This is a genomic window from Rhizobium sp. 3T7 (assembly GCF_020166565.1).
Taxonomy (GTDB): Bacteria; Pseudomonadota; Alphaproteobacteria; order Rhizobiales; family Rhizobiaceae; genus Rhizobium.
The window spans coordinates 87,919-110,188 of sequence record NZ_JAIQXS010000012.1; the positions used below are offsets into that span (position 1 = coordinate 87,919).

24 protein-coding genes are annotated in these 22,270 nt (G+C 59.3%); 16 read left to right on the plus strand and 8 right to left on the minus strand.

All coding sequences use genetic code 11. The features are described 5' to 3' along the window. Positions 1 to 252 precede the first annotated feature (252 nt). Positions 253 to 924 (plus strand): spermidine synthase, encoded by a 672-nt coding sequence (locus K9B32_RS17915; protein ID WP_224564551.1) that lies wholly within the window; start codon positions 253 to 255, stop codon positions 922 to 924. A gap of 1 nt (position 925) precedes the next feature. On the opposite strand, the gene K9B32_RS17920 is transcribed toward K9B32_RS17915, so the two are convergent. The 3 genes from K9B32_RS17920 to K9B32_RS17930 are packed head-to-tail and all read right to left on the minus strand — an operon-like array spanning position 926 to position 4,004. Continuing rightward, positions 926 to 1,720: an HpcH/HpaI aldolase family protein gene (locus K9B32_RS17920; RefSeq protein WP_224564553.1), complete on the minus strand. Its 795-nt coding sequence runs from the start codon at positions 1,718 to 1,720 to the stop codon at positions 926 to 928. 19 nt (positions 1,721 to 1,739) lie between these two features. Further along, positions 1,740 to 2,603 (minus strand): sugar phosphate isomerase/epimerase family protein, encoded by an 864-nt coding sequence (locus tag K9B32_RS17925; protein ID WP_224564556.1) that lies wholly within the window; start codon positions 2,601 to 2,603, stop codon positions 1,740 to 1,742. 39 nt (positions 2,604 to 2,642) lie between these two features. Further along, entirely contained in the window at positions 2,643 to 4,004 is a 1,362-nt protein-coding gene (locus tag K9B32_RS17930) for an amidase (RefSeq protein WP_224564558.1), read from the minus strand. 224 nt (positions 4,005 to 4,228) lie between these two features. Between K9B32_RS17930 and K9B32_RS17935 the strand changes: the two genes are divergently transcribed. After that, positions 4,229 to 4,537 carry a hypothetical protein gene (locus K9B32_RS17935; RefSeq protein WP_224564560.1) on the plus strand — a complete coding sequence of 103 codons (309 nt, stop codon included), beginning with the start codon at positions 4,229 to 4,231 and terminating at the stop codon, positions 4,535 to 4,537. A 70-nt stretch (positions 4,538 to 4,607) separates the two neighbouring features. Continuing rightward, the gene (locus K9B32_RS17940) at positions 4,608 to 5,045 is read left to right on the plus strand and encodes a DUF1810 domain-containing protein (protein ID WP_224564562.1); all 438 of its coding nucleotides are present in this window, start codon (positions 4,608 to 4,610) and stop codon (positions 5,043 to 5,045) included. Here the strand turns inward: K9B32_RS17940 and K9B32_RS17945 are convergent. Continuing rightward, positions 5,042 to 5,230, minus strand: a complete 189-nt coding sequence (locus K9B32_RS17945) for a hypothetical protein (protein WP_224564564.1) — start codon at positions 5,228 to 5,230, stop codon at positions 5,042 to 5,044. The two genes, K9B32_RS17940 and K9B32_RS17945, sit on opposite strands and share 4 nt — an antisense overlap. A gap of 68 nt (positions 5,231 to 5,298) precedes the next feature. Then, positions 5,299 to 5,922: a TetR/AcrR family transcriptional regulator gene (locus K9B32_RS17950; protein WP_224564566.1), complete on the minus strand. Its 624-nt coding sequence runs from the start codon at positions 5,920 to 5,922 to the stop codon at positions 5,299 to 5,301. Positions 5,923 to 6,049: 127 nt separating this feature from the next. On the opposite strand from K9B32_RS17950, the gene K9B32_RS17955 reads away from it, so the two are divergent. Further along, entirely contained in the window at positions 6,050 to 6,259 is a 210-nt protein-coding gene (locus tag K9B32_RS17955; RefSeq protein WP_037129892.1) for a hypothetical protein, read from the plus strand. A gap of 94 nt (positions 6,260 to 6,353) precedes the next feature. Here the strand turns inward: K9B32_RS17955 and K9B32_RS17960 are convergent, their stop codons facing one another. Further along, complete coding sequence (locus K9B32_RS17960; RefSeq protein WP_224564568.1) at positions 6,354 to 7,232, minus strand: sigma-70 family RNA polymerase sigma factor; 879 nt, start codon at positions 7,230 to 7,232, stop codon at positions 6,354 to 6,356. A gap of 111 nt (positions 7,233 to 7,343) precedes the next feature. On the opposite strand from K9B32_RS17960, the gene K9B32_RS17965 reads away from it, so the two are divergent. Further along, positions 7,344 to 7,802, plus strand: a complete 459-nt coding sequence (locus K9B32_RS17965; RefSeq protein ID WP_224564570.1) for a carboxymuconolactone decarboxylase family protein — start codon at positions 7,344 to 7,346, stop codon at positions 7,800 to 7,802. 64 nt (positions 7,803 to 7,866) lie between these two features. Here K9B32_RS17965 and rhaI read toward each other — a convergent pair whose 3' ends face one another. After that, the gene (gene rhaI / locus K9B32_RS17970; protein ID WP_224564573.1) at positions 7,867 to 9,159 is read right to left on the minus strand and encodes an L-rhamnose catabolism isomerase; all 1,293 of its coding nucleotides are present in this window, start codon (positions 9,157 to 9,159) and stop codon (positions 7,867 to 7,869) included. A gap of 62 nt (positions 9,160 to 9,221) precedes the next feature. Continuing rightward, the gene (locus K9B32_RS17975) at positions 9,222 to 11,318 is read right to left on the minus strand and encodes a bifunctional rhamnulose-1-phosphate aldolase/short-chain dehydrogenase (protein WP_224564576.1); all 2,097 of its coding nucleotides are present in this window, start codon (positions 11,316 to 11,318) and stop codon (positions 9,222 to 9,224) included. 200 nt (positions 11,319 to 11,518) lie between these two features. On the opposite strand from K9B32_RS17975, the gene K9B32_RS17980 reads away from it, so the two are divergent. The 11 genes from K9B32_RS17980 to K9B32_RS18030 all read left to right on the plus strand — a co-directional run bounded on the left by K9B32_RS17980 (position 11,519) and on the right by K9B32_RS18030 (position 21,976). Continuing rightward, positions 11,519 to 12,328 carry a DeoR/GlpR family DNA-binding transcription regulator gene (locus tag K9B32_RS17980; protein WP_007795859.1) on the plus strand — a complete coding sequence of 270 codons (810 nt, stop codon included), beginning with the start codon at positions 11,519 to 11,521 and terminating at the stop codon, positions 12,326 to 12,328. 50 nt (positions 12,329 to 12,378) lie between these two features. After that, positions 12,379 to 13,374, plus strand: a complete 996-nt coding sequence (rhaS, locus tag K9B32_RS17985) for a rhamnose ABC transporter substrate-binding protein (protein WP_224564579.1) — start codon at positions 12,379 to 12,381, stop codon at positions 13,372 to 13,374. Between the two features lie 76 nt (positions 13,375 to 13,450). Continuing rightward, positions 13,451 to 14,986 carry a sugar ABC transporter ATP-binding protein gene (locus tag K9B32_RS17990; RefSeq protein WP_224564582.1) on the plus strand — a complete coding sequence of 512 codons (1,536 nt, stop codon included), beginning with the start codon at positions 13,451 to 13,453 and terminating at the stop codon, positions 14,984 to 14,986. A gap of 10 nt (positions 14,987 to 14,996) precedes the next feature. After that, positions 14,997 to 15,998, plus strand: coding sequence for an ABC transporter permease (locus K9B32_RS17995; RefSeq protein ID WP_224564585.1), 1,002 nt, complete (start codon positions 14,997 to 14,999; stop codon positions 15,996 to 15,998). Beyond that, the gene (locus K9B32_RS18000) at positions 15,995 to 17,008 is read left to right on the plus strand and encodes an ABC transporter permease (protein WP_224564588.1); all 1,014 of its coding nucleotides are present in this window, start codon (positions 15,995 to 15,997) and stop codon (positions 17,006 to 17,008) included. The genes K9B32_RS17995 and K9B32_RS18000 overlap by 4 nt, the downstream gene beginning before the upstream one ends. Beyond that, entirely contained in the window at positions 17,005 to 17,325 is a 321-nt protein-coding gene (gene rhaM, locus K9B32_RS18005; RefSeq protein WP_224564589.1) for an L-rhamnose mutarotase, read from the plus strand. The genes K9B32_RS18000 and rhaM overlap by 4 nt, the downstream gene beginning before the upstream one ends. Further along, on the plus strand, positions 17,322 to 18,698 hold the full coding sequence (locus K9B32_RS18010; RefSeq protein ID WP_224564591.1) for an FGGY-family carbohydrate kinase: 1,377 nt from the start codon (positions 17,322 to 17,324) through the stop codon (positions 18,696 to 18,698). Before rhaM ends, K9B32_RS18010 begins: the two co-directional genes overlap by 4 nt. Before the next feature lie 80 nt (positions 18,699 to 18,778). Then, the gene (locus tag K9B32_RS18015) at positions 18,779 to 19,546 is read left to right on the plus strand and encodes a fumarylacetoacetate hydrolase family protein (protein WP_224564593.1); all 768 of its coding nucleotides are present in this window, start codon (positions 18,779 to 18,781) and stop codon (positions 19,544 to 19,546) included. A gap of 147 nt (positions 19,547 to 19,693) precedes the next feature. After that, on the plus strand, positions 19,694 to 19,891 hold the full coding sequence (locus K9B32_RS18020) for a hypothetical protein (RefSeq protein WP_224564595.1): 198 nt from the start codon (positions 19,694 to 19,696) through the stop codon (positions 19,889 to 19,891). A gap of 466 nt (positions 19,892 to 20,357) precedes the next feature. Then, positions 20,358 to 20,705, plus strand: a complete 348-nt coding sequence (locus K9B32_RS18025; protein ID WP_224564597.1) for a helix-turn-helix transcriptional regulator — start codon at positions 20,358 to 20,360, stop codon at positions 20,703 to 20,705. Continuing rightward, complete coding sequence (locus K9B32_RS18030) at positions 20,702 to 21,976, plus strand: type II toxin-antitoxin system HipA family toxin (protein ID WP_224564599.1); 1,275 nt, start codon at positions 20,702 to 20,704, stop codon at positions 21,974 to 21,976. Before K9B32_RS18025 ends, K9B32_RS18030 begins: the two co-directional genes overlap by 4 nt. The last annotated feature ends 294 nt before the right edge of the window (positions 21,977 to 22,270 follow it).

Sequence of the window (22,270 nt, forward strand, 5' to 3'; positions counted from 1 at the left end):
CCCGCGAAGACGAGGCACCGAGCGGTGGATTCGCAATACCGTTCGACACGTTCCAAACCGGCAGTACGACAGGGTCCGGCAATATACAATGGACGCGATGCCCGCCGCAGCGCCGTGGGGTCCAAGGCAACAGCCAAGCTTGCCTTGAGAGGAACTGAAAGCAAGCCTTGCAGCCACCGCGAGCCTGCATCCAGGTTCGCGGATCTGCTATTTCTGTGCTAGGGGAACCGCGCAACGCGAGGCACGAATAACATGCTCCCCTGGATTCAGCTTGATTCCGCCCCCATTCCTGGAGAAAGCGGTGAATTGCGTCTCAAACGGCGAGGCAGCGAGTTCTCGATCATGCTGGGCTCGAACGAGCTGATGAACAGCCGCCTGAGCGGCTCCGAGGAGGCGCTCGCAACGCTTTCTCATGAAAGGATCAAGGGGCGTGCGCGTCCGCATGTGCTGATCGGTGGTCTCGGAATGGGTTTCACGTTGCGTGCTGCCCTTTCCGTTTTGCCACAAGATGCATCGATTATCGTTGCCGAACTGGTGCCGGCGGTGGTGAAATGGGCACGCGGGCCAATGTCAGAGGTATTTCAGGGTTGCCTCGACGATCCACGCGTCGCCATCCATGAGGGCGACGTTGGCGAACTCGTACGGCGAAGCAAGGCGCAATTCGACGCAATCCTGCTTGACGTCGACAATGGGCCTGATGGTCTGACGCGCCGCTCTAACGATCGCCTCTACGAGTTTGCGGGTTTACGCGCTGCATGCGATGCCCTGCGACCGGGCGGCGTTCTTGCCGTCTGGTCATCAGGTCCAGACGCCGGTTTCACCCGGCGGCTTGGCGACTGCGGCTTTAGCGTCGATGCCGTCAACACACGCGCCAACGGCAAGCGCGGTGGTGCGCGTCACGTCATATGGCTCGCGGTCAAATAGATCAGCTTGCCTGGACCCGCCTGGCGGCTGCAATCGCGCTTGCTGCACCCGAACGCAACTGCTGCGTGTCGGCCCCGGCGATAACGAAATCGAAACCCATTTTCAACAGTTCGCCCGCCCGCTCGCCATTGCTGCCGAAGACGCAGGCAAATTTGCCGTGAGCCCGGCAACGGGCGATCAAGTGCTTGAGAACAGCGTCGACCTGCGCCGTATCGGGTGCCACCTTCGCTCCATCCGACAGTGCAATCGACAAGTCGGATGGGCCGACGAAGATGCCGTCGATGCCATCTACACGCATGATTTCATCTGCGGCATCAAGGGCCGCGCGCGTCTCGATCATGGCAATTGCCACGGTCTGCTGGTTGGCGGTCGCGAGATATTCGGTTGCCGAAAGCCCCGTATGGTTCATCGCCAGTGTCGGTCCCCAGCTACGCTCGCCGAGCGGTGGGTATTTGGTGGCCATCGCGAGGGCCTTGGCGTCCGATGCCGAGTTGATCATCGGCGCAATGATGCCGGAGGCTCCCGCATCGAGAAGACGCGAGGCCGATGCGAAATCGCCGACCGGAATGCGAGCGAGCACGGGTTTGCCGGCAAGCCTCCCTTGGCCAATGCCAACAGCCGCCGATCCGATATCCCAAACGCCATGCTGCATATCCAACACAACGGCATCAAAGGCCTCTTGCGCCAGATGATTGACGAAAAGCGGATCGGGAATGCCGATCCACGCGGATATCAATCCGCCCTCACCGCTTCGGATCCGCTTTGCGAAGCCGTCGATCGTCGTTGCGCCACTCATGCCATGCTCCTTTCGCGGTTCAGCCAACCGCGCGCTGCTTTTCCTGATGGAAGTCCTCGATGAACGCCTTTTCATGCAGGATGCCGTCCCACTCATCGGCAAAAAACGATGAATCATAAATCAAGGTATATGGTCCGCTGTAACCTGCCGTCCGGCACGCCTCCAGGCATTTGCGGTAGTCGGCGCTGTCTAGCCCCGATCCGCCGAAATCGGCCTTGGCGTGGCAGAGTTCCGCACGACGCATGATGTCGGAAAGCCCCGCGTACTTTGCCGGCGCAGCCCAATTGCCAAGATCGCCATTCAGGCCGACCTTGCCTTGCAGAGTATCCAGCAGCCAATTCGTCTCCTTCGGAGAAGCCAGTAGATCGAACCAGTTCTCGGTGACAATGCGAACACTGCTGTTTTCCGCATGTTTTGCAAGCCAACCAAGATGGCCCGCTGCCCGCTCGAGGTTTTCTGCCGTCGGCGGCTGCTTACCTGTGATCACCCGCATGTTCTTGGCGCCAAGCGCTTGCGCGATCTCAATCCAGCCGGCGATCCACTGGATATCACGCTCGGCGGTTTCGCGATGGCTTGGATCCCCATCTTCGACGAGCAGCGTCTGGAGCAGGATCCCAGCGTCCTGAAGCGCGGCGCGCATCTCGGCGAGATAGGAGCGTTCAAGGCTTGGCAGGTGGAACGAGCATATTTCGAGCCGTCCGATGCCACGGTCGGCAAGTTGCCCCGGGATATCGGTCAACGCGGACCGCCCTGGCCCATAGGGTTCCTTGCGCGTGGCACTCTTGTCCGGATCGGGGCTGTAGGGATAGACCGCCCCCAACAGCCGATGCAGCGACCATGTCGAAACTGCAAAACGTCCATTCTCCAAATTGCCTTCAGTCATGTTCTCCTCCCAGGAGCAATGGCTACCGTCTTAAATGAATTATCCGCGGATAACCTCCTCCACCGAAAGCGCAGCGCTCAGGAGCGCCTCGTCCCGTTTGCCCACGGCAGAAAGCAGGAAGCCGACCGGCATGTCGGCATCTCCCGTACCGCACGGTATCGATACGCCGCACCAATCGAGGAAGTTGCCAAGCAGCGTGTTGCGCAACGTCTTCCCGTTGGTTGCGAAAAACAAATCGTCGTCGGCCTCCAGCGGCGCGATTGGCGGCGCCACATGGGCGACAGATGGAAAAGCGACGAAGCTATCGCCGACGAGACGCTCGACATCACCTATCAACCTTTCGCGCTTATCGAGGATCGCAAGATAGTTCGCCAGCGTTGTCTTCTCGCCAAGCCTTATGCGCATCACGACGCGGTGATCCATGTCGGCGGCTTGCGGCCCAGCCAACCGTTGCCAGTGAAGCGCAAAGGCTTCGGCCGTGACAAGGGCGCCGTACTGGGCCATGAGCGCCAATAATTCATCAAAAGCCGGGATTTTGATCCGGCTGATCGATGCGCCCTCCGCCGCAAGCCAATCGACTGCCGTCTCGAAAGACGCAACAACCCCGGCTTCCGCACCATCGAACACGACGTTGTCAGGGATCACGATATCGAGCCCCTTGAGTGGCCGGGCGACAATTGAGGGCGCCGCAGCACCGCGCATTCCAGCGTCGATCCAAACCGCATCCTGAACGGTCCTGCAGAGCGGACCGAGCGAATCAAGACTTTTCGCCAGCGGATAGACGCCCGCCATGGGATAGCGGCTGCGGGTCGCCTTATATCCGACAATGCCGTTGAAGGCGGCAGGGATGCGCACGGAGCCGCCCGTATCCGTCCCCATCGCCACCGGTACGAGGCCTGCGGCCACCGCAACGCCAGCGCCGGAAGACGAACCGCCCGGAACGCGTGGAACATCGCTGCTGCGCGGATTGTGGGGCGTATCGTAGTGCGGATTGAGGCCAAGCCCGGAGAACGCGAACTCGCTCATATTGGTACAGCCGATCGAGACCATGCCCGCCTGCTTCAGCGTTGCCACGACTGGCGCGTCTGCCTGAGCAGCCGGACCGCTTGCCAGAACGGTTGATCCAGCCGTCGTTGTCCGACCCTTGATATCAAAGAGGTCCTTCCAGGCGATTGGCATGCCGTCCAGCATGCCACGCGAGCGGCCCTCTTTCATTCGCTTCGATGAGGCCTTCGCCTCTTCTGTCGCGCGATCCTTCAGGATTGTCGTGAAAACCGCCCGATCGGCATGTGCTTCGATGCCATCGATCACGGCTTCTGTCACTTCGATGGGATCGACAGCTGTCGTTTGGATGAGACTGGAAAGCTGCGCGACGGACATGGCGCCAAATGTTTTCGTCATGGGGGTATCCACAATCTGACTGACTTGCCGAACTAAGCCGAATTTATTCGGCGAGCCAAGCCCTTAAAGTCAAATCAAACCGATTGGTTCGATTTTATGAACACTGCGTTTGTGTATCCGGTCTTCAATCGGGGACCAAGAAAGCACACATGGCACTAGCGTGCTGTTTGCCGGCGAAAGGACGATCATGTGCCGGTGTACGCATCAGTGTAGGAGTTAACAAAATGACAAACGGCGAGAGTTGGAACACGGCGCACGGCGACGTGGTGCACCACCACGCAACAGATGACGAGTTGAACGGCATGGGCGAACGCGAATACGTTGAGCATGTGAATGCGCACAAACCTTCAATATCAGAACGCTTCATCGTTCTTGCAGCCTTTGCGCTTCTGGGCATTGCAGGGCTGACGGTCCATTTGACGGCACCCATGGCATCGGGCCTCGACACGGCAACTGTCGGATCGATCTCGGAATCGTTGCCCGCGGTCGATTACTGCCGTGAGCACAGCCCGTACCCAGACAGATCCTGCTGAGGATCTGTCGCGCTGCGGGCATGGACAACCCTTCCCTGCGATATAGTTATGCGCAAGGGGAGGATCGTCGATGCCCGATGAGATTGACTATAATCTGGACCGCTTTGTTGATGCGCAGAATGGGGACTATGAGCGGGCGCTTTCGGAGTTGAGAGCGGGACATAAGCGCTCCCACTGGATGTGGTTCATCTTTCCTCAGATCGCCGGCCTCGGCTCATCATTCATGGCAGAGAAATACGCCATCCGATCTGCGGAAGAGGCCGCTGCCTATCTTGCAGATCCCGTTCTCGGCGGCAGGCTACTGCGTTGCGTCGAAGCCGTCCTTGCTATCGAGGGCAAATCCGCGCACGAAGTCTTTGGCTCTCCTGATGATTTCAAGCTGCGCTCTTCCATGACGCTCTTTGCGGCGATCAGCGAACATGGATCGCCTTTTCACAAGGTGATCGATCGGCTCTATCAAGGCGAGTTCGACGATCGTACCATCCAGTTATTGGACGCGAGCAACTAAAGTGCGCTCGAATGCTCGAGCACGTCTATCTCAGCAGATAATTCATTGATCCGCTCTCGCAGCTCTTGATCGGTGCCGTCATCGATCTCTTCGTCGCCGAAGCAGCCGCGCGCCTCATAGAGCTCGAGCTTTGCCTCGAGTTCGGCTCGCTTTGCATAAAGACGGTGAAGGTAGATGTAATCCATGCCTTTACTTCCCACATCGTCCGAAACGAGTGTAAAGGCGTATGGTTCCCGCCGATCGGCGGATGCCATCACGCAAAAGCGGTGATGGCAGCGTTGCAGGCCTTGGAGAAATGATTGCAACATGTGTCGTTGCCCATGGCTTGGCGCGTCACGCGAGCGCCCTCAAGGAGGAGCGTCAGCGTGTCGGCCAGCAGGTTCGGTTCGCGCGCACCGGCTGCAAGACAGAGCGCTTCCAGCCTGTCGCGTTGCTCTGCCTTGTGGCGTTCGATCACGCCATAGGCCGGATGCCCCTCGCCTTTGAGCTCGATGGCGGCATTGGCGAGATCACAGCCAACGTGTTCACCGCAAAGGCTCTGCGTTCGCGCTTCGACCCATGCCTTGAGTTGCCCTTTCGGATCGCCCGGATGGGCCGTCTCGAGATCGCGCCAGATCGCCTCGGCTTTTTCCGAAGCGCGCCGCAGTGTCTCGCAGACCAGCTCGTCTTTAGAGCCAAAATGGCGGTAGAGCGTCATCTTGTTGGTCAATGCGGCGTCTGCGATCGCATCCACGCCAATGCCGCGGATGCCGTGCTCACGAAACAGCTCGGCGGCGGTCGAGACGATGCGCTCCCGTGGCGGGATTTTCTCATCAGTATTTGCAGGAGACAGCAGGCTCAATGATTCTGATTTTTTTGCGGACAAGGTCCTTGACATCCATGTGACCGATCGGTAACAAATGCATTGTTACTTACCGGTAACACCACTCCTCGCAGAAGTCAACGTGGTTGAATGATGCGGCCGGGGTGGAACACGGGCTACCGCCCACGAAAGGAGGCAAACCATGAGCAAGACCAGAGAAGACCTGACCATTACCGAAGCCCTTCGCGACCCCCTGATCGCCATGGTGCTCCGCGCCGACGGCGTGAAACTTGACGATTTCAAGCGTCTGCTTGAGACGGCCGCCAAGAAGCGCGAACAACGGACCTCTCCAGTGGGCAAATTTCTGAACGTGATCTCCAACAACCCAGCGGCCATGTGCAGCTATTGCTGAAGTTTCGGGTGCTTCCCTGCCCCTGTGAGAGTCGTCGCTGACCAAGCGGCGGCTCTTTCCGTTTGCGGATCGGCCCGTTTGGGGATCGGCGCCACTATTCTCCCAGCAACTCGTATTTTAGATGTCCAAGATACTCGGGGGCGGCAACCGCATCGATCGCAGTGATCGTCTGCCCTTCGAAAGTCAGAAGCAGGACGACGCGCAGTTGTCCACCCACAACGACCACCAGCCCGAACTCTCCATCGATCAGCGCGGGCTGGGCGGCCTGGGCCCGCCCCTTGAAGGTTTGTGCGACGGCATTTGCGCCGCGAAGCTCGCGAACGGAGGGGTTATACCGCATCGCTGTAGCGTCGGGAGTGAAGACCACCTGCGGATCGAGGATCGAGAGCAGTGCCTTGATGTCGCCAAGGCGCGAGGCCGCAAGGAAGGCGTTGACGATCTGCTTCTTGCGCGCGGCGTCCGCCTCCGGCACATCCGTCCTGCCCTGGACCCGACGGCGGGCGCGACTTGCGAGCTGGCGCGTTGCCGCCGAAGACCGGTGAATGATCGGCGCGATGTCGTCGAAGGGCAGATCGAACATATCGTGCAGTACAAAGGCGACGCGCTCGGCCGGCGCCAATGTCTCCAGAATGACGAGCAGCGCCAGGCCGACGGAATCGGCAAGGGCCACTTCGCGCTCCGGATCGGTCGCCTTGGATGTATCTGCGACGCGCTCATGAACGGGTAGATCAAACGGCTCTTCCCGCCTCGTCTTTCTTGATCGCAGCACGTCCAGGCAGATGCGTGCCACAACGGTCGTCAGCCAGCCGCCGACATTGTCGATCGTGTCAGCATCGGAACGGCCGAGCCGCAGCCAGGCCTCTTGAACGGCGTCGTCGGCCTCCGCGCGGGAGCCCAGCATACGATAGGCAACGGCGCTGAGATGCGCCCTGTTCGCTTCGAATTCCCCAGCCAGCCAGTTTTTTTTATCCATTGTCACATTCCTCCAGCCTGTTCCGTCAACTCCATGACGAACGAAAACCGGCCGATGTGACAAAGTACAGTCGGCGGCGTCATTTTGGAAAACACCTCAAGGAGACATATGATGCAAGCAAGAATGGGAAATCCAGCCGTCGTCGTCCCTGAAGCGATGCAGGCTCTGCATGCCCTCGGGACAATACCTGCCAAATCAGGTCTTTCGCCAATCCTGTTGGAACTCCTCAATCTGCGCGCCAGCCAGATCAATGGCTGCAGTGTCTGCATCGACGGGCATCCGCGCATTGCCAAGAAGGCGGGCGAGACGGACGAGCGCCTGTTTGCTGTCAGCGCCTGGCGCGACACGCCGTACTTCACGCCGGCCGAACGGGCAGCCCTTGCCTTGACGGAGGCGGTCACTCGCGTCAGCGATCGCGCCGACCCGGTGCCCGATGACATCTGGGACGAAGCCGCGCGGCATTTCGATGGCAAGAGCCTGGCGGCCCTCGTCATCGCCATCGCCAACATCAACGTCTGGAACCGACTGAACATCGCCACCCGGCAGATCGCCGGCGAATGGAAGCCATAAAACGGAATCGGGCCGCCGTCCCATAGACAGCGGCCCGACAAACCAGCCTTGGGAGGCTTAAGGATCAGATAATGCCGCCACCGCCGGCAACCGAAGCCGGACGCTCAGCAGCAACTTTCCTGCGGTAGCCGCTTGCGCGGTAGGTTGCGACCGGATCGATCGCACCGCCGGCGCGGCGGCGCGCTTCCGCCAGGATCGGCTCAACGTCAGAACGGTAAGCGCGCTTCAGGGTTTCGGTTGCCATCAGCGCGTCGTTTTCGTCCTGATAGCCGGCCAACGCCTTGCGGTCGACAAGCAGAGCCTGCGCATAAGCGCGGCGGATTTCGTTGGCGCTGTTGATCAGGCTTTCGATCGGATCGGTCACGTTGTGCGATTGGTCGATCATGTGGGCCGGATTGAAGTCGTTGACGCCACGCTGCTCGGCATCAACCAGCTCGTTGAACACAAGGAACAGACGGTACGGTTCGATCGCACCGGCATCGAGGTCGTCGTCGCCATACTTCGAATCGTTGAAGTGGAATCCGCCGAGCTTGCCGAACTGGATCAGACGGGCAACGATCATTTCGATGTTGGTGTTCGCCGCGTGATGGCCCAGGTCGACCAGGCATTGCGCCTTGGGGCCGAGCGTCTGGGCGATCAGGTAGTTGGTGCCCCAGTCCTGCACGACCGTCGAGTAGAAGGCCGGCTCGTACATTTTGTGCTCGGAAAACAGCTTCCAGTCGTCCGGCAGTGCCTTGTAGATGTCGGCCATCGACGCAAGGTAACGCTCGAAGGCCTTGGTAAAGTTGCTCTGGCCGGGGAAATTGGAGCCGTCCCCAATCCAGACGGTCAGTGCCTTGGAACCGATCGCCTTGCCAATCTCGATGCATTCGAGATTGTGCTCGACGGCTTGTATACGCGTTGCGGCATCAGTGTGGCTGAGCGAACCATACTTGTAGGAATGCTTCTGGCCTGGCGCGTCGGAGAAGGTGTTCGAATTCATCGCGTCGAAACCGAGGCCGAGCGCATCGCCCTTTGCCTTCAGTTCCCTGGCATCGGTCTTGTCCCACGGAATGTGGAGGGAGACGTTCGGGGTGGCGCGCGTCAGCTCGTTGATGACGGAGCAGTCGTCCAGCTTGTCAAAGATGCCGCGCGGTTCACCAGTGCCTGGAAAGCGGGCAAAGCGCGTACCGCCAGTGCCTACGCCCCAGGACGGAACGGCGACAAAGAACTCGGATACGCGGCGTGTGATGTTTTCAATGTCGATGCCACGGCGTGAAAGATTGGCGCCAAGTGCTTCGTAGTCGGATTTCAGCGCGGACGCGCGCTTGTCGTTTTCTTGCGCAATCAGGTCCTGCGCGATCTTGAACTCGGCCATGGTTTCCTCCCGACACATGTGGATAAGAAGCGGCGGGCATGGCGCCCGCCGCAGAGTTGGACTTAGCGCGGGAAGCTCTGCGCGTTGCCGGCATCAACGTTGATGATGTTGCCGGTCGATTTCGCCGAGAGATCAGACGCCAGGAAGTAGATTGCTTCGGCGATGTCCTCAGGGAAGACATTGAGCTTCAGCATGGAACGCTTGCGGTAATGCTCTTCGAGCTCGTTGATCTCGATCTTTGACGATGCGGCACGCTGTTCGCGCCATTCGCCGCTCCAGATCTTCGATCCGCGAAGAACCGCATCCGGATTGACGGTGTTGACGCGAATCCCGGCTTCTGCGCCTTCGAGCGCCAGGCAACGGGCAAGATGGATCTCGGCCGCCTTGGCCGTGCAGTAGGCCGCAGCGTTCGGCGAGGATGCCAGACCGTTCTTGGACGCGACGAATACGACGTTGCCGCCGAGGTTCTGCTTGCGGAAAAGACGGAAGGCTTCGCGCGACACCAGGAAGTAGCCGGTCGCCAGAATGTCGATGTTCTTGTTCCACATCGAAAGCTCGGTGCTTTCGATCGGCGCAGACGAAGCGATACCTGCGTTCGAAACGAGGATATCCACACCACCGAATTCGACGCATGCTTCCGCGAAGGACGAGAGAACGGCGTCTTCCTTGGTCACATCAAGCTTGACGCCGCGAACGGCATCCGCGCCGAATTGCTTGGCGAAATCGGCCTTTGTGCTGTCGAGTGCATCCTGGTCGATGTCGGCAAGCACCACGCAAGCACCCTCGCCGATCAGGCGGGCAGCCGTTGCACGACCAATGCCGCCGGCACCGCCAGTGACGAAGGCAACCTTGCCAGCAAGGCTCTTCGGCTTCGGCATGCGCTGGAGCTTGGCTTCTTCGAGAAGCCAGTACTCGATGTCGAATGCTTCCTGCTCGGGCAGACCCTGGTATTCGGAAACGGTCGAAGCACCGCGCATGACATTGATGGCGTTGACGTAAAACTCGCTGGCGATGCGGGCAGTCGCCTTGTCGCGGGCAAACGACAGCATGCCGACGCCAGGAACGAGGAAGATAACCGGGTTCGCGTCGCGCATGGCGGGCGAATTGGCATGCTTGCAATCGTTGTAGTAGCGCGCATAGTCGGCGCGGTAGTCTTCGAGCGCCTGGTCGAGACCGGCAACGATCGCATCCACGTCAGGCTTTGCCGGGTCGAAATTGACGATCAGTGGGCGGATCTTGGTGCGCAGGAAGTGGTCCGGGCAGCTGGTACCGAGCGCGCCTAGCGGCTGCAGGTTCTTGGAGTTGACGAATTCGAGCACGGCCTCCTGGTCGTCGAAGTGACCGAGCTTGCGCTCCGCCTTGCCGATGCGGCCACGGATTTCGGGCATCAGGCGGGCTGCAATGGCGCGGCGCTCTTCAACCGGCAGGCTCTGCGTAGCGGCGCCACCGAAGATCGTCTTGCCTTCCGTCTTTTCGGCAAACCAGACGATCGCCTTGTTGATGATCTCGAGCGTCAGCTCGTAGCAGGCCTTGGCATCGTTTGCCCAGGTAAAGAGACCGTGGCTTTCGAGCACGACGCCCTTCGAATTCGGGTTCGCCTTGACGAAGGCTTCGAGGTCCAGGCCGAGCTGGAAGCCCGGACGGCGCCATGGCAGCCAGCCGATTTCGTCGCCAAAAACCTGCTTCGTCAGTTCCTTGGAGTTCTTCGAGGCAGCAATTGCGATGATTGCATCCGGATGCATGTGGTCGACATGCCTAAAGGGCACGAAACCGTGTAGCGGCGTGTCGATCGAGGCAGCGCGGCTGTTGAGGTTGTAGGTGCAATGCGGCAGGAAGCCGACCATGCGGTCCTCGTCCTCGACGCCCTTGTAGATCGCCTTTAGCGAGTCGAGCTTGTCCTGATAGAGCGTCGCAAATCCGTCGAGCTTGATAGTGCCGACGTCGCCGCCGGAACCCTTGACCCAGAGAACCTTGACCTTTTCGCCAGTCAGCGGATCGGTTTCCATCACCTTGGCAGAGGTGTTGCCGCCGCCATAGTTGGTGATGCGCTTGTCTGCGCCAAGCAGATTCGAGCGATACAGCAGCTTACCGGGCTCATCGAGGCCTGCCGCGTATGAGTCGTCCCAACGGTTGTCAAGAAGCCGGACGGTTGCCGCCATGTCATCCTCCCATGTAAAATTTCTTGGAAGCGCGAACGAACTCAGCGCTCCTTTGCGGTGACGGTATCGCTCATCGAAATGGACATTGTCAATCGAAAACGATCAAATTCGATTATGTTGCAACGCAATATGAAATTTTATGATCGTTTTTGATTGACACATTCTCACAACTGCGAAATAAGCAAGCTAGGAGGAACCCCATGCACGAACGCGAACGCCATCGCATCATATTGAGCGCCGTTCAGGAAAAGTCGGTCGTCACGATTCAGGATATATCCGAACTGACCGAGGCGTCCGAGGCGACGATCCGGCGTGACATCGCGGCCCTTCACGTGCAGGGAAAGATCCGGCGTGTGCGTGGCGGCGCCGAAGCCGTGCACCCGCCGCAGCTCGGAAATCTCGCTGGACGCCCCTTTCGGGTTTCGGAATCAGTCAACATCGATAAAAAGCGCTCAATCGCGCGGGCAGCCGTTGATCTGTGCGATCCGGGCGATGCCATCATCATCAATGGCGGCACGACCACGTTCCAGATGGTGCACTTCATGGCGGCCCATCGCATGCAGGTGATGACCAACTCGTTTGCGATCGCCGAGCACCTGGTCAAGCACTCGAAGAATACGGTGACGGTGCCAGGTGGCGTCATCTACCGAGAGCAGAGCCTGATCCTGTCGCCCTTCGACAACGATGCGATCCGCAATTTTTACGCCCGCCGCTTCTTTATCGGTGCGCAGGGCGTCGGCCCGCTCGGCATCATGGAAGCCGACGCGCAAATCATTCAGAGCGAGCAGAAGCTGATGCATCAGGCCGACGAGTTGGTCGTGATGGTCGATTCCAGCAAGTTTCACCGCCGGTCGAGCCTCATTCTGTGCCCGCTCGACCGCGTTTCGACAATCATCACTGACGACGGTGTTCCCGAAGACTCCGTCCGGATGATCGAAGATGCGGGCATCAAGCTCGTCATAGCGAGCACGGTCTCGCAAGCGAAGGAGGATTCCTCGTCGGTCGCGTGAGTGGCGCCGTCAGGATGTAGTCAAGTCTTATCAACGTGGGAGGATGAAGCATGAAACTCGCAAAGACACTTGCAATCGGCGTGGCGTTTGCCGTCGCCATGATGGCCGGCGCGGCTAGCGCCAAAGACGTCAAGATTGGTCTTGTGGTAAAATCGCTCGGCAACGGCTTCTTTGAGGCTGCGAACAAGGGCGCCCAGGAAGCGGCCAAGGAACTCGGCGGCGTAGAAGTGATCTACACCGGCCCGACTTCGACGACGGCCGAAGGCCAGATCGAAGTCATCAACTCGCTGATCGCTCAGGGTGTTGATGCCATCGCCATCTCCGCCAACGATCCGGATGCAGTTGTGCCGGCCCTGAAGAAGGCCAAGCAGCGCGGCATCAAGGTCATCTCGTGGGATTCCGGCGTCAACAAGGACGGCCGCATCCTGCAACTGAACCCGTCGTCGAACGAACTGATCGGCAAAATGTGCCTGACGCTCGCCAAGGACCACCTCGAAGGCGGCAAGGGCGACTTCGCGATCCTGTCGGCCACGACGACCTCGACGAACCAGAACATCTGGATCGACCAGATGAAGAAGCAGCTCAAGGACTTCCCGGGCCTCAACCTCGTCACCACCGTTTACGGCGACGATCTGTCGGACAAGTCCTATCGCGAAGCCGAAGGCCTGCTGAAGTCGAACCCGAACGTCAAGGTCATCGTCGCTCCGACGACGGTCGGCGTTCTGGCCGCTTCCAAGGTCGTCGAAGACAAAGGCCTTGTCGGCAAGGTCTATGTGACTGGCCTCGGTCTGCCGTCGGAAATGGCTGGCGCGATCAAGTCGGGCGCAACCAAGGAATTCGCCATCTGGAACCCGATCGACCTCGGCTACTCCGCAACGCAAATCGCCTACCATCTCGTAAAGGGAGACGCGACTGGCAAGCCGGGCACCGAAATCGAAGCCGGCCGCATGGGCAAGATCAAGATCGGCGAGAACGGAGAAGCTGCTATGGCCGACCCGTTCGTCTACAATGCGTCGAACATCGACCAGTTCTCGAAGGTCTTCTGAGCCTGAATTCGCTCAAGAAACAGAACCCGGCGGCTAAAGCCGCCGGGACCTTCCAATTCGACACCGGTAACCGCTGATGAACACCGCCCTTCAACAACCCGTCGCAGGCTTCAAGACCGACGAGGCGCCCGCCATTCTGGAAATGCGTGGCATTTCGCAGATTTTCCCCGGCGTGAAGGCGCTCGACAATGTCAGCATTGCGCTCTATCCGGGCAAGGTCACCGCCCTGATCGGCGAAAACGGCGCCGGCAAGTCAACACTGGTCAAGATCCTGACCGGCATCTATCGGCCAAACGAAGGCGAAATCATCGTCGACGGCAAGCCCACGACATTCGCCAATGCGCAGGCCGCCATCGACGTCGGCGTCACCGCCATCCACCAGGAAACCGTGCTCTTCGATGAGCTGACGGTTGCAGAAAACATCTTCCTCGGCCATGCCCCGCGCACAAGGTTCCGCACGATCGACTGGAAGTTGATGAACAGTCGCTCTAAGGAATTGCTGCATTCGCTTGAAAGCAATATCGATCCGACGATCCGCCTCAAGGATCTCTCGATTGCTCAGCGCCATCTCGTCGCCATCGCGCGAGCGCTTTCGATCGAAGCACGCATCGTCATCATGGACGAGCCGACCGCAGCATTATCGCGCAAGGAAATCGATGACCTCTTCCGCATTGTCCAGGGGCTGAAGGCGCAGGGCAAAGCCATCCTCTTCATCAGCCACAAGTTCGACGAACTTTACGAGATTGCCGATAACTTCGTCGTTTTCCGCGACGGCCGCGCTGTTGGCCACGGCCAACTCAAGCAGACGCCGCAAGATGATATCGTCCGGCTCATGGTCGGCCGCGATGTCGAGAATGCATTTCCCAAGGTCGACGTGGCGATCGGCGGCCCGGTGCTCGAAGTCGAGAAATACTGTCACCCGACCGAGTTTCGCGACATTTCGTTCACGCTTCGAAAGGGCGAGATCCTTGGCGTCTACGGGTTGATCGGTGCGGGTCGTTCCGAGCTGTGCCAATCCCTCTTCGGTATCACCAGGCCTGCATCCGGCACGCTGAAGCTTGAGGGGCAGTCGCTTTCAGTCCATTCCCCGCTTGATGCGATCCGAGCCGGCATCGTTTATGTGCCGGAGGAGCGTGGCCGACACGGCTTGGCCCTGCCAATGCCGATCTACCAGAACATAACCTTGCCATCACTCACGCGTACATCGCGCAAGGGCTTTCTGAAGGCGGCCAATGAATTTGCGCTCGCTCGCAAATATGCCGAACGCCTGGATCTGCGCGCTGCAGCCCTCTCCGTTCCTGTCGGAACGCTATCTGGCGGCAACCAGCAGAAGGTCGTGATCGGTAAATGGCTGGCGACATTGCCCAAGGTGATCATCCTCGATGAACCGACCAAGGGCATCGACATCGGTTCGAAGGCCGCCGTGCACGGTTTTATCAGCGAGCTTGCCGCCGAGGGCCTATCGATCATTATGATCTCGTCGGAACTGCCGGAGATCATCGGAATGTCCGACCGCGTCCTCGTGATGAAGGAAGGCCTGATGGCCGGTCTCTTCGAACGCAAGGATCTGACGCCGGAGACGCTGGTTCGCGCCGCGACCGGTAATGCTTGAGGTAATCGGAATGTCTAGACTCCTAAAAAAGCGCGAAACGCTGCTCTTTGTCATCATCGCGGTCATGGTCGCGATCTTCTCGACAAGAGCCCAGGACTTCGCAACGCCCGGCAACCTCGCCGCAATCTTCAATGACACGTCGATCCTCATCATCCTTGCGCTCGCGCAGATGACAGTCATTCTCACCAAGTCGATCGACTTGTCGGTTGCTGCAAACCTTGCCTTCACGGGCATGGCGATCGCGATGATGAATGCCGCCTATCCCGACCTGCCGCTCATCGTACTCATCCTCGCGGCGATCCTGATCGGCGCCTTTCTCGGTGCGATCAATGGCTTCCTCGTCTGGGCACTGGAAATTCCGCCGATCGTCGTCACGCTCGGTACGCTCACCATCTATCGCGGCATGGCTTTCGTGCTGTCTGGCGGCGAATGGGTCAACGCGCACCAGATGACGCCGACATTCCTCAACGTTCCGCGCACTGTCGTCCTTGGCATGCCGGTGCTCAGCTGGGCTGCGATCGTCATTGTCGCCCTGATCTACATGCTGTTGAAATACAGCCAGTTCGGGCGTTCCACCTATGCTGCGGGGGGAAATCCAACGGCTGCAGTGTACGCCGGAATTGATGTCGGCTGGACGAAGTTCCTCGCCTTCGTTCTGTCGGGCGCGCTCGCCGGCCTTGCAAGCTATCTTTGGGTCGCGCGCTACGCCGTCGCCTATGTCGATATCGCCAGCGGCTTCGAACTCGACAGCGTTGCGGCCTGCGTCATCGGCGGCATCTCGATTGCCGGAGGTGTCGGCTCGGTCATCGGCACTGTGCTTGGAGCTCTGTTCCTCGGCGTCATCAAGAACGCACTTCCCGTCATCGGCATCTCACCGTTCACGCAAATGGCGATTTCGGGCACCGTCATCATTCTCGCCGTCGTCTTCAACGCAAGGCGCGAGCGCAATCGTGGTCGCATCATCCTGCGCGACAAGGCCGCAGCAGAGATCCCCGCAGAGGTGGCAGCATGAGCACCGTCGTTTCCACGCCGAGCCAAAAGCGCGTCATCCCCGATCGCCTCGGCACGCCGTTCAAGCGCATCATGTCGAGCTGGGAAGTTCTGCTCTTCGGGGTCGCCGTCCTGATCTTCATCTTTAACTCTCTGGCATCCCCCTACTTCCTGGACGCCTGGAACCTGTCGGACGCGACCTTCAACTTCACGGAAAAGGCGATGATCGCCTTTGCCATGGCGCTGCTCGTCATTGCCGGCGAGATCGACCTTTCGGTTGCCGCCATCATTGCGCTAGCCTCGACAGCCATGGGAGCGGCAGCGCAAGTCGGCGTCGGAGCACCCGGCTTGGTCCTCATCGGCCTTGGCGTCGGCCTGCTGTGCGGCATGTTCAACGGCTTTCTCGTCTCCGTCATGAAGCTGCCGTCGATCGTCGTCACGATCGGCACGATGAGCCTGTTCCGCGGCATTTCCTATATCGTCCTCGGCGACCAGGCCTATGGCGGTTATCCGGAGGATTTCGCCTTCTTCGGCCAGGGTTACGTCTTTTGGGTCTTCTCTTTCGAATTCGTGCTCTTCATTGTGCTGGCAATCGCCTTTGCGATCCTGCTGCATGCCACGAATTTCGGCCGCCAGGTCTATACGATCGGCAATAACGACTTCGCCGCCCGCTTCTCGGGTATTCCGGTCGAGCGCGTGAAATTCATCCTCTTCATCCTGACCGGCGTCATGAGCGGCGTTGCCGCCGTCTGCCTGACCTCGCGCCTTGGTTCTACCCGTCCCTCGATTGCCCAGGGATGGGAACTCGAAGTCGTCACCATGGTCGTACTCGGGGGTGTCTCGATCCTCGGCGGCTCGGGCAAGATCGGTGGCGTCGTCATCGCCGCCTTCGTCATGGGCCTCGTCACCTTCGGGCTCGGCCTGTTGAATGTCCCCGGCATCGTCATGTCGATCTTCATCGGCCTGCTTTTGATCATCACCATCGCGATCCCGATCGTCGCCCGCCGCCTCAAAGCCATGAGCTCCAAATGACGCTGGAAAAACACGCCTTCAAGATGACGCTCAACCCCGGCATGGAAGCCGAGTACAGGAAGCGGCACGACGAAATCTGGCCGGAACTGATCGATCTGCTGCACCAGTCCGGCGCCAGCGACTACTCGATCCATCTCGACCGCGAAACGAACACGCTGTTCGGCGTTCTGACACGTCGCGCCGATCATACGATGGCAAGCCTGCCCGAGCATCCTGTCATGAAGAAGTGGTGGACGCACATGGCTGATATCATGGCAACCAACCCGGACAATTCTCCCGTCCAGAGCGACCTCGTCACTGTCTTCCATATGCCATGACATCGAACTACAGCCGCATCGCCGTTCTCGATATCGGCAAGACCAATGCCAAAGTGGTGGTCCTGGACAGCGCGACCGGCGCGGAGGTCGCAGAGGCGAGGACCCCGAACACGGTCCTCAGTGACGGTCTCTATCCGCACTACGATATCGACAAGCTCTGGTCCTTCACGTTGGATGCCCTTCGCTCCTTCGCCAAGGAGCCTGGTTTCGACGCCATCTCGATCACCACCCATGGAGCGTCGGCTGCGCTTCTCGACAAGGCCGGCAATTTGGCCATGCCGGTGCTCGATTACGAACACGAATATCCCGCCGATATTCGCGATGCCTACGCGCGGCTGCGCCCCCCCTTCGAGGAAACCTCTTCGCCGCACCAAACCATGGGCCTGAATATCGGCGCACAGCTTCATTACCAGAAGACCGCCTTCCCCGATGACTTTGCCAAGGTCGTAACGATCCTCACCTATCCGCAATACTGGACAGCGCGACTGACCGGCATTGTGTCTAACGAGGTGACCTCACTCGGCTGCCACACCGATCTCTGGAACCCGCGTGAGGGCCGCTATTCCTCGCTGGTCGACGCGCTTGGCGTCCGCGATCTCATGGCGCCGATCCGCTCTGCCTTCGATCCGCTCGGGCCGGTTCTGCCTGATATTGCCGAAGCGATCGGCCTCACCCGTGAGATCCCTGTCTACTGTGGCATTCACGATTCCAACGCGTCACTTCTGCCGCATCTGATTGATCGAGCAGCACCGTTCGCAGTTGTCTCGACAGGCACATGGGTGATCAATTTCGGTGTCGGCGGAGATCTCGATCATCTCGATCCCAAGCGCGACACACTTGCCAATGTCGATGCCTATGGCCGCGCTGTTCCCTCCTCCCGGTTCATGGGCGGACGCGAATTTGAAACGATCTCAGGCGAGATCGGACATGTCGACAAGCAAGAGGTTGCCTCGGCAATCGGGCAGGTCATCGTGAAAGGTCTGATGCTGCTTCCGAACGTTGTACCCGGCGCCGGACCGTTCCCCGGCAAAAGCGCACGCTGGGTCAACGCGCAGAGCGCGACCGGCGACGAGCGGTATGCCGCGCTATGCCTCTATCTCGCATTGATGAACCAGGCCTGCCTCGATCTGATTGGCGCGCAAGGCCCGGTTATCGTCGAAGGACCTTTTGCACTCAACGATTTCTATCTGATGCTGCTTGCCGCACTAACCAACCGCGATGTCATCGCCATCCCCGGATCGACCGGTACGAGCCAGGGTGCCGCCCTTTTGACCGGTATCAAGCCGCCTGCCGGCGGCGAGCGGCGTATTGCGCCGAGCGCCATACCCGGGCTCGGAGCCTACCGCCAGGCTTGGCATGCGGCGATGGCATAGCCTTCTTTCCATCGAGACCCCTCGCACCATCTTAGCGTTAGCTATAGGCTCGCGACTCAAAGAAAAATGGAGGAGACCTTATGGCAGCTTCAGCCGCCGCACCCTTTGATCCGCGTGCGCTTGCAGCAAAACTACACGGCCTGCGCCGCTCACAAACCCAGGCGCCGACGGCCGAATTTGCGCTGCCTGCCGATCTCAGGCACGCAATGGACGCACAGAATTTTCTTGTCGCCGATGAGGCTATCGAAAGCAATGCCTGGAAAGTGACCGTCTCGCCCGATGGGCAGGCCGTGACCGCGCCACTGCATCCCTATGTGCAAGCCGACTCTGGAGCGCGGATTCCCTGGCAGAGAGGCACCAAGTTCGAGGCAGAGATCGCTGTGCGCCTGGGCCGCGACCTGCCGATCCGCCGCGAGGGCAGCTACAGCCGCGCCGACATCGTCGATACGATCGACGCTGTTCATCTCGGCGCGGAACTTCTGGCGAGCGCGGTCGAGGAGAGCGGCAAGATCTCGTTCCTGCTATTCCTGGCCGATCGGCTAGGAAATAGCGGCTATGTGCTCGGTCCTCGGGTGGAAAAGTCGGCCATCGATGGGGCAAGCGGCACGCCGCTCAAGATAACGTTCAACGGCCAGCCAATCTTCGACGCGCCAGCTCAGCATCCGAAGGGCGATGTGCTTGCATGGCTTTTGGACTACGCCAACGATGGCCTGCGGCCGAACACGTCGCTCAAGGCCGGGGCGCTCATCACAACGGGCACGCTGTGCGGTGCGATCGAACTCGTCACGCCTGGGGATATTGAAATTGCTTTTGGCGATACTGCTTTTCTCCGTTTCGCCCTCGTCTGAGCGGCTATAGGACCGTTTCGACCTCGTCTGACCGCCACCTCGTGGCGCGCGGCGTTAGAGCCGCGCCCCATGGCCGGCGCTTGGCATCGAAATCGACAATACGTGGCACCGCTTGTGCAGATGATCATCATCGAAAGGATAGCATCGATGGCTGCCTCCACAGAACGAGAAGATCTCGAGGCCAGAATTGCCGAAGTCAGCGAGAACATCAGGACCCTCATCGAGCAGGCTGCCGGTGTCAGCGGCGCGTCGGATGACGACTTAATTCAGGAGCACCTTGAAGAGCAGCAGGCACTATACGAGCAGCTGCTCAAGCAGCGGGACGCGCTCGACAACGCATCGTGATATGGCCTGAACCGGTGCCATCTACTCGGTGCCCCTGGCATTGATGCAATATTTGGCCGTCGCTTAATCCGGAAGCCAGCGTAGCCATAGTACCTGCCGCCGCCAGCCACCAGCCACCGGACGTCGGTCGGCGTCATATACTTACAGACGGGTTGTCATTTCCGGGCGTAGCACAAGACCGATTTGTCATTCATCGACTACGCTTCCTTGTAGGCGTCGCTCAAGCTGAACGCTTATGACAAGCCAGGACCCACGGTTGGAAAAGCGCGGTTCTGCGGCGTGATCGTCAATATGCCTTGGTCGGGCTAATAGGACTTCGAAGCCGTAACTTCCAGGACGTCACTGCTAGAAGCTCAAAACGGCTCGCCTGCGTTGGTGTAGTTGGCCGACAATGCTTGTTATCGACGCTTGCGCGTTATGCCCCGTTTAAGGTATAAATGTTCACGACTATACCTTTAAAGGGTTTATGACGATGGATTTGGCTCAGACTGTGCGGGAACTGCGTAAATCGAAAAAGATGTCTCAGGCATCCTTGGCCGATCTTGCGGGTACAAAGCAAGCTACGATCTCCGGCATCGAAAACGGCACCGCCAACGTCGAACTCGCAACCCTGCGCTCTGTCTGCGCAGCCCTCGATGCTGAGATCGTCATAATCCCGCGAAGGGTTATCGGCTCGGTGCGCAACGTGGTGCAACAGCACCTGCATCGCGATCATCAGCAGGTTCCGGAGCCAGTGAAGAGCGTCCGGGACGAACTGTTCATCCCCGACGCCAATGATGATGGTGATGACGATGATCGTGGGCCGAATGTATGAGCAAATTTGACCTCCTTGGCGTTTATCTGGCCGCTGGTGCGCACGAGGTGCGCGTCGGCTCACTCGTGCGCGACGAGAGTGGCATCGTGCGCTTCGATATCGACGAAGCCTATATCGAACTGGGGCAGTATAGGCCGATCCTCAGTTCGTCCCTCCTCCGCTACGGAGATGAAGATCAGACGATCGCGTTGCTGCGCGATGGCTCAATGCGCAAACCTGGCAGGGACATTCATCCCTGGTTCGCCAACCTGCTTCCAGAAGGCGCGTTGAAGGACCTGGTACTGCGCGGCATGCCGACCGGCTCGACCACCGATTTCGACGTTCTCCGTTGGTTGGGTGGCGACCTGCCGGGCGCGGTCCTTGTACGAGGTGAGGAAGCCAACCCATTGCCCGCAACCTTGCCTACCGAGCCATCGACGACGTCTTCTGGAATTCGCTTTTCTCTGGCTGGTGTGCAGCTAAAGATGTCCATGCAGAAGCAGGACCAACGCCTGACGATTCCGGCCATTGGTGGAATAGGTGACATCATTGCCAAGCTGCCCAGCGAGCGGTACCGGTGCCTGCCGGAAGTCGAGTATTCGTCTATGATGCTGGCCAAGGCTGTCGGTGTAGAGGTACCGGACTTCGAGCTGGTTCCGATCTCCGATCTGGTGGGCGTCGAGGCGGGTCTGCTGAAAGGCGGCGACCTGGCGCTGGCGGTAAAGCGCTTCGACCGGCAGGAGGGTGGAAGGCGCGTCCATGTGGAGGACTTCCTGCAGGTGTTGGGTGACCAGCCAGACCGCAAATATTCGGCAGCGAACGAAGAGACGATCATGGCCATCGCCACCCGATTGGGCGGCGGGACACAGGCATTTTTGCAATCGGTCCGTCGCGTCGCAGCCAACATTCTGATGGGCAACACCGATGCGCATACCAAGAACTGGTCGCTGTGGTACCCGACGCCATGCGAAGGCCAGTTAAGTCCTGCCTACGATATCGTCGCGAGCGTCGTTTACGACCCGTCGGACAAAATGGCGTTGCGGTTTCGCGGCACGCACGACAGCCACATCATCACCAGTCAGCGCTTCCAGAGAGCGGCGTCGCTGTGCGGTGTACCTGAGAAAAGGGCAACGAAAGAAGTCAGGCACGTCGTGGAGCAAGCCGCAGATGAGTGGCGAAATCTCTTGCAGGACATGCCGATGCCGGAAGACTATGCCAAGACGTTGATCGCAAGGGCCCAAACGCTGGCACTGACCAAAGAATTCGAAAGCGAGTGTTCTAAGCGAACCTGAGCACCCTATATCTCATAGAGGATATGATGATCTGATTATACCATATAGGGTCTATTTTTCAGGTAACCCTGTCACCCGACACAAAGCCAGCGACTGGCAATGGCCGCTGACATTTAGATCTACTTGTGCGATTCTCGATCACCCTGGCAGCGCGGTTCGAATGAAAACACCAATCGGTTGCTGCGCCAATATCTCCCACTTAGACAGGGTGCTGAGGTCCCGGGCCGTGGAGAAAATGGCCATCGTCCATGCCCAAATCTTGCATCGAAAGAGATACCGCAACGCGCGATGCGA